Source organism: Agromyces sp. P1_H4 (assembly GCF_056405255.1).
The window spans coordinates 1-7,922 of sequence record NZ_JBFUCL010000169.1 but is presented as its reverse complement, the minus strand read 5'-3'; the positions used below and the strand labels follow the sequence as shown (position 1 = coordinate 7,922).

Here is a 7,922-nt window from a genome sequence, read left to right as displayed (position 1 = left end):
CGCCGGCGAGCGCCCCGCCCGCGCCGGAGGCCCCGAACGCGCCGACCGCCCCGCCCGCGCCGACGGCCCCGACCGCCCGCCACGTCCCGCCTCCCGCCCGCACGGGCAGTGGAAGGTCGACGGCACGGCCCCGCTCAACGCGAACGAGGTGTGGAAGCAGGAGGACGGCGGCCTCGCCGTGCGCGAGCGCATCGAGTCGACCTACGCCGCCGGCGGCTTCGCGAGCATCGACCCCACCGACCTGCACGGCCGATTCCGCTGGTGGGGGCTCTACACGCAGCGCAAGCCGGGCATCGACGGCGGCAAGACCGCGACGCTCGAGCCGCACGAGCTCGAGGACGAGTACTTCATGCTCCGCGTCCGCATCGACGGCGGGCAGCTCACGACCGAGCAGCTGCGGGTGATCGGCGGCATCTCGACCGAGTTCGGCCGCGACACCGCCGACCTCACCGACCGGCAGAACGTGCAGCTGCACTGGGTGCGCGTCGAGGACGTGCCCGAGATCTGGCGTCGCCTCGAAGCCGTCGGGCTCGGCACCACCGAGGCGTGCGGCGACGTGCCGCGCGTCGTGCTCGGCTCGCCCGTCGCGGGCATCGCCGCCGACGAGCTCATCGACCCGACGCCGTCGATCGACGAGATCACCGCCCGCTACATCGGCGACCCCGAGCTCGCGAACCTGCCGCGCAAGTTCAAGACGGCGATCACGGGCCACCCGAGCCAGGACGTCGTGCACGAGATCAACGACGTCGCGTTCGTCGCGGTCGACCACCCCGAGCTCGGCATCGGCTACGACCTCTGGGTCGGCGGCGGCCTCTCGACGGCGGCCCACCTCGCCGTGCGCCTCGGCGCCTGGGTGGCGCCCGAGCAGGTACCCGACGTGTGGCTCGGCGTCACGTCGATCTTCCGCGACTACGGCTACCGGCGCCTCCGCAACAAGGCTCGCCTGAAGTACCTCGTGGCCGACTGGGGCGCCGAGAGGTTCCGCGAGGTGCTCGAGACCGAGTACCTCGGCGCCCCGCTGCCCGACGGCCCGCCCGCGCCGAAGCCCCTCACGCAGGGCGACCACGTCGGCGTGCACCGCCAGAAGGACGGACGCTTCTACATCGGCGTCACCCCGTTCGTCGGGCGCGTCTCGGGCTCGATCCTCACGTCGATCGCCGACGTGCTCGAGCGGCACGGGTCCACCCGCCTGCGCACCACGCCGCACCAGAAGCTCGTGCTCCTCGACATCGAGGAGGCCGAGGTCGAGCAGGTCATCGCCGAGCTCGACGCCATCGGGCTGCAGGCCCGCCCGAGCCTCATCCGCCGCGGCACGATCGCGTGCACGGGCATCGAGTTCTGCAAGCTCGCCATCGTCGAGACGAAGCAGACCGCCACGAACGCCGTCATCGCGCTCGAGGAGCGACTCGCCGGCATCGACCTGCCGCACCCGATCAGCCTGCACGTGAACGGATGCCCCAACTCCTGCGCTCGCATCCAGACCGCGGACATCGGGCTGAAGGGCCAGCTCCTCCCCGACGGCGACGGCGGCCAGACGCCGGGCTTCCAGGTGCACCTCGGCGGCGGCCTCGCCTCCGCCACACGCGAGGAGGCCGGCACCGGTCGCACCGTGCGCGGCCTCAAGGTCACCGCCGACGGCCTCGCCGACTACGTGGAGCGCGTCGTGCGCCGGTTCCTCGCCGAGCGCGAGGCGGCCTCCGACGAGACGTTCGCCGAGTGGGCGCACCGAGCCGACGAGGAGGCCCTGCAGTGAGCGTGTCCCTCGCACCGCGGGCCGCGACCCTGCGTTCGCACGACGAGCTGCGCGCCCTGGCCGAGGCGGGCAACGCCGAGCTCGGCAGCCTCACCGACCACGAGGCATCCGCCGCCGAGGTCATCGCCTGGGTGGCCCGCAATTTCTCGCCGGATGCCGCGGCCGTCGCCTGCTCGATGGCCGACGCCGTGCTGCCGCACGTGGTCGCCGCAGACCTGCCGGGCGTCGACGTGCTGTTCCTCGACACGGGGTATCACTTCACCGAGACCTACGTGACGCGCGACGAGGTCGCCCGCGCCCTCGACGTGCGCGTGGTCGACGTACTACCCGAGCAGACCGTGGCCCAGCAGGACGCCGAATTCGGCGCCGAGCTGTTCGCCCGCGACCCCGGGCTCTGCTGCGCCCGCCGCAAGGTGGCCCCGCTGCAGCAGGCGCTGTCGGGCTACGAGGTGTGGTTCACGGGCGTGCGCCGCGAGGAGGCGCCGACCCGCGTGAACACGCCCCTCGTGCAGTGGGACGAGCGCAACGGGCTCGTGAAGGTGAACCCGCTCGCGGCGTGGACCTTCGACGAGCTCCTCGACCACGCAGGAGCGCACCAGGTGCCCGTGAACCTCCTGATGTCGCACGGCTACCCCTCGATCGGCTGCGAGCCGTGCACGAAGCCCGTCGCCGCGGGTGAGGACCCGAGGTCGGGCCGCTGGGCCGGCCTCGCCAAGACGGAATGCGGGCTGCACCTATGAGCGTCACCGACACCCTGGCACCGGGCACGCGCCTCGACGCGCTCGACACCCTCGAGGCCGAGTCGATCCACATCATCCGCGAGGTGGTGGCCGAGTTCGAGCGGCCCGTGCTGCTCTTCTCCGGCGGCAAGGACTCCGTCGTCGTGCTGCACCTGGCCGCGAAGGCGTTCTGGCCGGCCAAGGTGCCGTTCCCGGTGCTGCACGTCGACACGGGCCACAACTTCCCCGAGGTCATCGACTTCCGCGACCGCACGGTCGAGCGCCTCGGCCTGCGCCTCGAGGTCGCCGCCGTGCAGGACTACCTCGACGACGGCCGGCTGCAGGAGCGCGCCGACGGCACTCGCAACCCGCTGCAGACGCAGCCCCTGCTCGACGCCATCGCCGCCGGCCGCCACGACGCCGTCTTCGGCGGCGCCCGTCGCGACGAGGACAAGGCCCGCGCCAAGGAGCGCATCCTGAGCCTGCGCGACGAGTTCGGCCAGTGGGACCCGCGCAACCAGCGCCCTGAGCTCTGGGACCTCTACAACGGCCGGCACACCGTCGGCCAGCACGTGCGCGCCTTCCCGATCTCGAACTGGACCGAGCTCGACGTGTGGCGCTACATCGAGCGCGAGGGCATCGAGCTCCCGCCGCTCTACTACGCGCACGAGCGCGAGGTGTACCGGCGCGACGGCATGTGGCGCGCGGTGTCGGATGTCTCGCCGGCCCGGGCCGACGAGGTCGTCGAGCGTCGCACGGTTCGATACCGCACGGTCGGCGACATGAGCTGCACGGGCGCGGTCGAGTCGGCCGCGGCATCCGTCGCCGACGTCGTCGCCGAGGTCGCCACGTCGACCCTCACCGAGCGCGGCGCGACCCGCGCCGACGACCGCATCTCGGAGGCCGCCATGGAGGACCGCAAGAAGGACGGGTACTTCTGATGAGCGACGCACTGACTGGCGCCCTGGGCGACGCACGAAGCGATGCGCGCGTGAGCGACGCACTCTTCCGCTTCGCGACCGCGGGTTCGGTCGACGACGGCAAGTCGACCCTCGTCGGCCGCCTGCTGCACGACTCGAAGGCGATCCTCGCCGACCAGCTCGAGTCGGTGGCCCGCACGTCGGCCGAACGCGGCTTCGGCGGCGAGCCCGGCGCGATCGACTTCGCCCTCCTCACCGACGGCCTGCGCGCCGAGCGCGAGCAGGGCATCACGATCGACGTGGCCTACCGCTACTTCTCGACGGGACGCCGGTCGTTCATCCTCGCCGACTGCCCCGGCCACGTGCAGTACACCCGCAACATGGTGACCGGGGCGACCACGGCCGACGCGGTCGTCGTGCTCGTCGACGCCCGGAACGGCGTGCTCGAGCAGACCCGCCGCCACCTCGCCGTGGTGCAGCTGCTGCGGGTGCCGCACGTCATCGTCGCGGTGAACAAGATCGACCTGCTCGGCTACTCCGAGGCGGCGTTCGCATCGGTCGCCGACGAGGTGACGACCCTCACGCGCGAGCTCGGCCTGCCCGAGGCGCACGTCATCCCCGTGTCGGCCCTGGCCGGCGACAACGTCGTCGACCGCTCGGCGAACACGCCGTGGTACGACGGCCCGAGCCTGCTCGAGCTCCTCGAGACCCTGCCGTCGGTCGACGAGCTCGAGACCGAGCTCGAGGCACTGCGGATGCCGGTGCAGCTCGTCATCCGGCCGCAGGGCGCCCTGGCACCCGACGTGGCCGACCCGGAACGCTTCCGCGACTACCGCGCCTTCGCCGGACGCATCGCCTCGGGCACCGTGCGCGTCGGCGACCGCGTGCAGGTGTTCCCGGGCGGCGCGAGCACGACCGTGACGGGCATCGACGCGGGCCCGCGTGAGCTCGACGCGGCATCCGCCCCGCAGTCGGTGTCGCTGCGGCTCGCCGACCAGCTCGACGCCGCCCGCGGAGCCGTCGTGGTCGCGGCCGGTGCGCTGCCCGAGCCGCGTCGCGAGCTCGACGCCGCCCTGTTCTGGCTCGGCGCGCAGCCGCTGCGGCCCGGCGCCCGCGTGCTCGTGAAGTCGGGCACCACCACGGTGCAGGCCCTCGTGCCCGAGATCGTGGGCCGTCGCGACCTCGACTCGCTCGCCCTCGAGCCCGCCGACGGCCTCGCCGTCAACGACATCGGCCAGGTGCGCGTGCGCCTCGCGGCCGAACTGCCCGTCGAGGAGTACGCCGCGCACCGTCGCGCCGGCGCGTTCCTCGTCATCGACCCGCAGTCGGGCGCCACGCTCGCTGCCGGAATCGTCACCGCACCGGTGACGCCCGCCACCGGCGACGCCGGCAGCACCAGCACCGCCCGCACGACCACCGACACCGAAGGAGTAGCAGCATGACCGCAACCTCACGCGTCCGTTCCCGCCTCGGCCTGGTCGCGGGCATGATGCTCGCGGCCGCCATCGTCACCACGGCGGTGCTCGCCCTCAGCGGCTGCGCTCCGCAGTCGGCCGGTGCCGCCGGGCAGACCGCCGCGGCATCCGCCACCACCGAACCCGCCGAGGAGCTGCGCCTCGGCTACTTCGCGAACGTCACCCACGCACCCGCGCTCGTGGGCCTGCAGGAGGGCCTGTTCGCCGACGCGCTCGGCGAGACGAAGCTGACGACCCAGGTGTTCAACGCCGGCCCCGCCGCCATCGAGGCCCTCTCAGCGGGCGCCATCGACGCGACCTACATCGGGCCGAACCCGTCGATCAACACGTTCATCCAGTCGGGCGGGGAGTCGGCGCACATCGTCGCCGGCGCGGCCACCGGCGGAGCGGCGCTCGTCGTGCGCGAGGGCATCGACTCGGCGAAGGACCTCGAGGGCACGACGCTCGCGTCGCCGCAGCTCGGCAACACGCAGGACGTGGCGCTGCGCTCGTGGCTCGCCGACGAGGGCTACACCACCGACACCACCGGCGGCGGCGACGTGCACATCACGCCCACCGAGAACGCGCAGACCCTGACCCTGTTCCAGCAGGGCGGCCTCGACGGCGCCTGGCTGCCCGAGCCGTGGGTGTCCCGCCTGCTCGCCGACGGCGGCCGTGGCGCGCACGTGCTCGTCGACGAGGCCGACCTCTGGGACGACGGCGCGTTCCCCACGACCGTGCTGCTCGTGCGCGCGGACTTCCTCGAGGAGCACCCCGAGACCGTGAAGGCGCTGCTCGAGGGCCACGTGGCATCCGTCGCCTGGCTCGACGAGCACGCCGACGAGGCGCCCGCGGTGATCAACGCCGCGCTCGAGGCCGACACCGGCAAGACCCTCGACGAGGCGGTCATCACCCGGGCGCTCGAGCACGTGACGTTCGGGGTCGACCCGCACGCGGAGACCTTCGAGACGCTCGTCGAGAACGGCCTCGAGGCGGGCACGCAGAAGGACGGCTCGATCGACGGGCTGTTCGACCTGCGCCTCCTCAACGAGCTGCTCGAGTCCGACGACGCCGAGCCGGTCTCCGCCGGCGGCCTCGGCGAGGAGTAGGAGCCACCCATGAGCGGGCAGACGGCCATCCGCATCGACCGGCTGAGCAAGCGCTTCGGCGCCGGCCCGCTGGTGCTCGACGACGTGAACCTGTCGATCGAGTCGGGCGAGTTCGTCTGCCTGCTCGGCGCCTCGGGCTGCGGCAAGTCCACGCTGCTCAACCTCATCGCGGGGCTGGATGCGCCGACCAGCGGTTCGATCGATGTGCCCGCCGAGGGCGCCGCGGTGATGTTCCAGGAGTCGGCGCTCATGCCGTGGCTGACCGCCCGGCAGAATGTCGAGCTCGCGCTGCGCCTCCGGGGCGTGCCGCGCACCGCCCGCCGGGGCGAGGCACTCGAGCTGCTCGACATCGTCAACCTCGCGGATGCCGCGGAGAAGCGGCCGCACGAGCTGTCGGGCGGCATGCGCCAGCGCGTCGCCCTCGCCCGCGCCCTCGCACAGGACCGGCCCGTGCTCCTCATGGACGAGCCGTTCGCCGCCCTCGACGCGATCACGCGCGACCTGCTCCACGAGGAGTTGGAGCGCGTGTGGCGCCGGACCGGCCGCACGATCGTGTTCGTCACGCACAACGTGCGCGAGGCGGCGCGGCTGGGCCAGCGCGTCGTGCTGCTCTCGAGCCGCCCCGGCCGTGTCGCCGGCGAGTGGCGCATCGCCGAGACCGCCGGCCGACGCATCGAGTCGCCCGAGGTCGCGGCGCTCTCGATCGAGATCACCGAGCAGCTCCGGAAGGAGATCCGCCGAAATGCCGCATGACGCCACTCTCCTCGACGAGCGCGAGGCCGCCGCCCGCGCAGCCGCCGCGGCGGCGACCGACTCCGAGCGCGCGCCCGCGGCATCCGCTCACGATGCCCGTGAGCACCACGACGACCTGCGCAGCCTCGAGGCCGGGCTCGACCGCCTGCAGACCTCGCCCGAGCGCGCACAGAGCGCCTGGCGCCGCTTCACCACGAGCGTGCTGCCGCCCATCCTCTTCGTGGTCGCCCTCATCGCCGCGTGGCAGCTCTACGTGGTCATCGCCCAGCCGCGCCCCGACATCGTGCCCGGCCCGGTCGACGTGTTCAACGCGATGCTCGCCGGCTGGGAGTCCGGCCGCCTGCAGCTCGCCGTGATCACGAGCCTCGAGCGCGGCGTCGTCGGCTTCCTCATCGCCGTCATCGTCGGCACGCCCCTCGGGCTGCTCCTCGCCGAGGTGAAGCCGCTGCGCCGTGCGATCGGCCCCATCATCTCGGGCCTGCAGGTGCTGCCGTCGGTCGCGTGGGTCCCGGCCGCCATCCTCTGGTTCGGGCTGACGGATGCCACGGTGTACTTCGTCGTCCTCATGGGGGCGGTCCCGTCCATCGTGAACGGCCTCATCGCGGGCGTCGAGCAGGTGCCGCCGCAGCTGCGCCGGGTGGGCACCGTGCTCGGCGCGAACCGCACCCGGCTCGCCACCCTCGTGGTGCTGCCCGCCGCGCTGCCCGGCTACGTCGCGGGCCTCAAGCAGGGCTGGGCGTTCTCGTGGCGCTCGCTCATGGCGGCCGAGATCATCGCCGTGGGCGGCACGATCGGCTTCGGGCTCGGCTCGATGCTGCAGCAGAGCCGAGAGCTCGCCGACATCGGCGGCGTCCTCGCGACGGTGCTCGTGATCCTGTTCATCGGCATCCTCATCGAGCTCGTCTTCTTCGCCCCCCTCGAGCGACGGATGCTGCGCCGCCGGGGCCTGCTCCAGGGAGGCACGCGATGACCGCGCCCACGAACGACCGGGGCTCCGGCTCCCGCACCGCCACCGAGTGGGCGAAGTTGGCGGCAGCGCACCCCGCGTCATCGCCAACATCGCCCACTCGAGAGTCCGTCACCGGCCGCGTCACGCTCGTCGGGGCCGGACCCGGCGACTCCGGACTCCTCACGATCCGCGGGCTGCGTGCGCTCGAGGCCGCCGACGTCGTCGTCGCCGACCGGCTCGGCGCGCGCGGCGTGCTCGACGGACT

Annotated in this window: 8 protein-coding genes; all 8 read left to right on the top strand. The window is 73.1% G+C overall.

Features of this window, described 5'->3' with window-relative positions; genetic code table 11:
• On the top strand, positions 1-1,753 hold a 1,753-nt coding region (locus AC1DY2_RS11430), incomplete at its 5' end, for a nitrite/sulfite reductase (protein ID WP_476762541.1).
• Complete coding sequence (locus AC1DY2_RS11425; RefSeq protein WP_476762540.1) at positions 1,750-2,493, top strand: phosphoadenylyl-sulfate reductase; 744 nt, start codon at positions 1,750-1,752, stop codon at positions 2,491-2,493. The genes AC1DY2_RS11430 and AC1DY2_RS11425, both read left to right, overlap by 4 nt.
• The gene (gene cysD, locus AC1DY2_RS11420) at positions 2,490-3,413 is read left to right on the top strand and encodes a sulfate adenylyltransferase subunit CysD (protein WP_476762539.1); all 924 of its coding nucleotides are present in this window, start codon (positions 2,490-2,492) and stop codon (positions 3,411-3,413) included. Before AC1DY2_RS11425 ends, cysD begins: the two co-directional genes overlap by 4 nt.
• Before the next feature lie 11 nt (positions 3,414-3,424).
• Positions 3,425-4,834, top strand: a complete 1,410-nt coding sequence (locus tag AC1DY2_RS11415; protein WP_476762542.1) for a sulfate adenylyltransferase subunit 1 — start codon at positions 3,425-3,427, stop codon at positions 4,832-4,834.
• Positions 4,831-5,955, top strand: a complete 1,125-nt coding sequence (locus tag AC1DY2_RS11410; protein ID WP_476762538.1) for an ABC transporter substrate-binding protein — start codon at positions 4,831-4,833, stop codon at positions 5,953-5,955. The genes AC1DY2_RS11415 and AC1DY2_RS11410 overlap by 4 nt, the downstream gene beginning before the upstream one ends.
• Before the next feature lie 9 nt (positions 5,956-5,964).
• On the top strand, positions 5,965-6,708 hold the full coding sequence (locus AC1DY2_RS11405) for an ABC transporter ATP-binding protein (RefSeq protein WP_476762537.1): 744 nt from the start codon (positions 5,965-5,967) through the stop codon (positions 6,706-6,708).
• A complete protein-coding gene (locus AC1DY2_RS11400) occupies positions 6,698-7,678 on the top strand; it encodes an ABC transporter permease (protein WP_476762536.1) in 981 nt (326 codons plus the stop codon). Before AC1DY2_RS11405 ends, AC1DY2_RS11400 begins: the two co-directional genes overlap by 11 nt.
• On the top strand, positions 7,675-7,922 hold a 248-nt coding region (locus AC1DY2_RS11395; protein WP_476762535.1), incomplete at its 3' end, for an SAM-dependent methyltransferase. The genes AC1DY2_RS11400 and AC1DY2_RS11395, both read left to right, overlap by 4 nt.

Coding starts and splice junctions, on each gene's coding strand:
- cysD (WP_476762539.1), top strand. CDS start 2,490: ATGAGCGTCACCGACACCCTGGCACCGGGCACGCGCCTCGACGCGCTC.
- AC1DY2_RS11410 (WP_476762538.1), top strand. CDS start 4,831: ATGACCGCAACCTCACGCGTCCGTTCCCGCCTCGGCCTGGTCGCGGGC.
- AC1DY2_RS11405 (WP_476762537.1), top strand. CDS start 5,965: ATGAGCGGGCAGACGGCCATCCGCATCGACCGGCTGAGCAAGCGCTTC.
- AC1DY2_RS11400 (WP_476762536.1), top strand. CDS start 6,698: ATGCCGCATGACGCCACTCTCCTCGACGAGCGCGAGGCCGCCGCCCGC.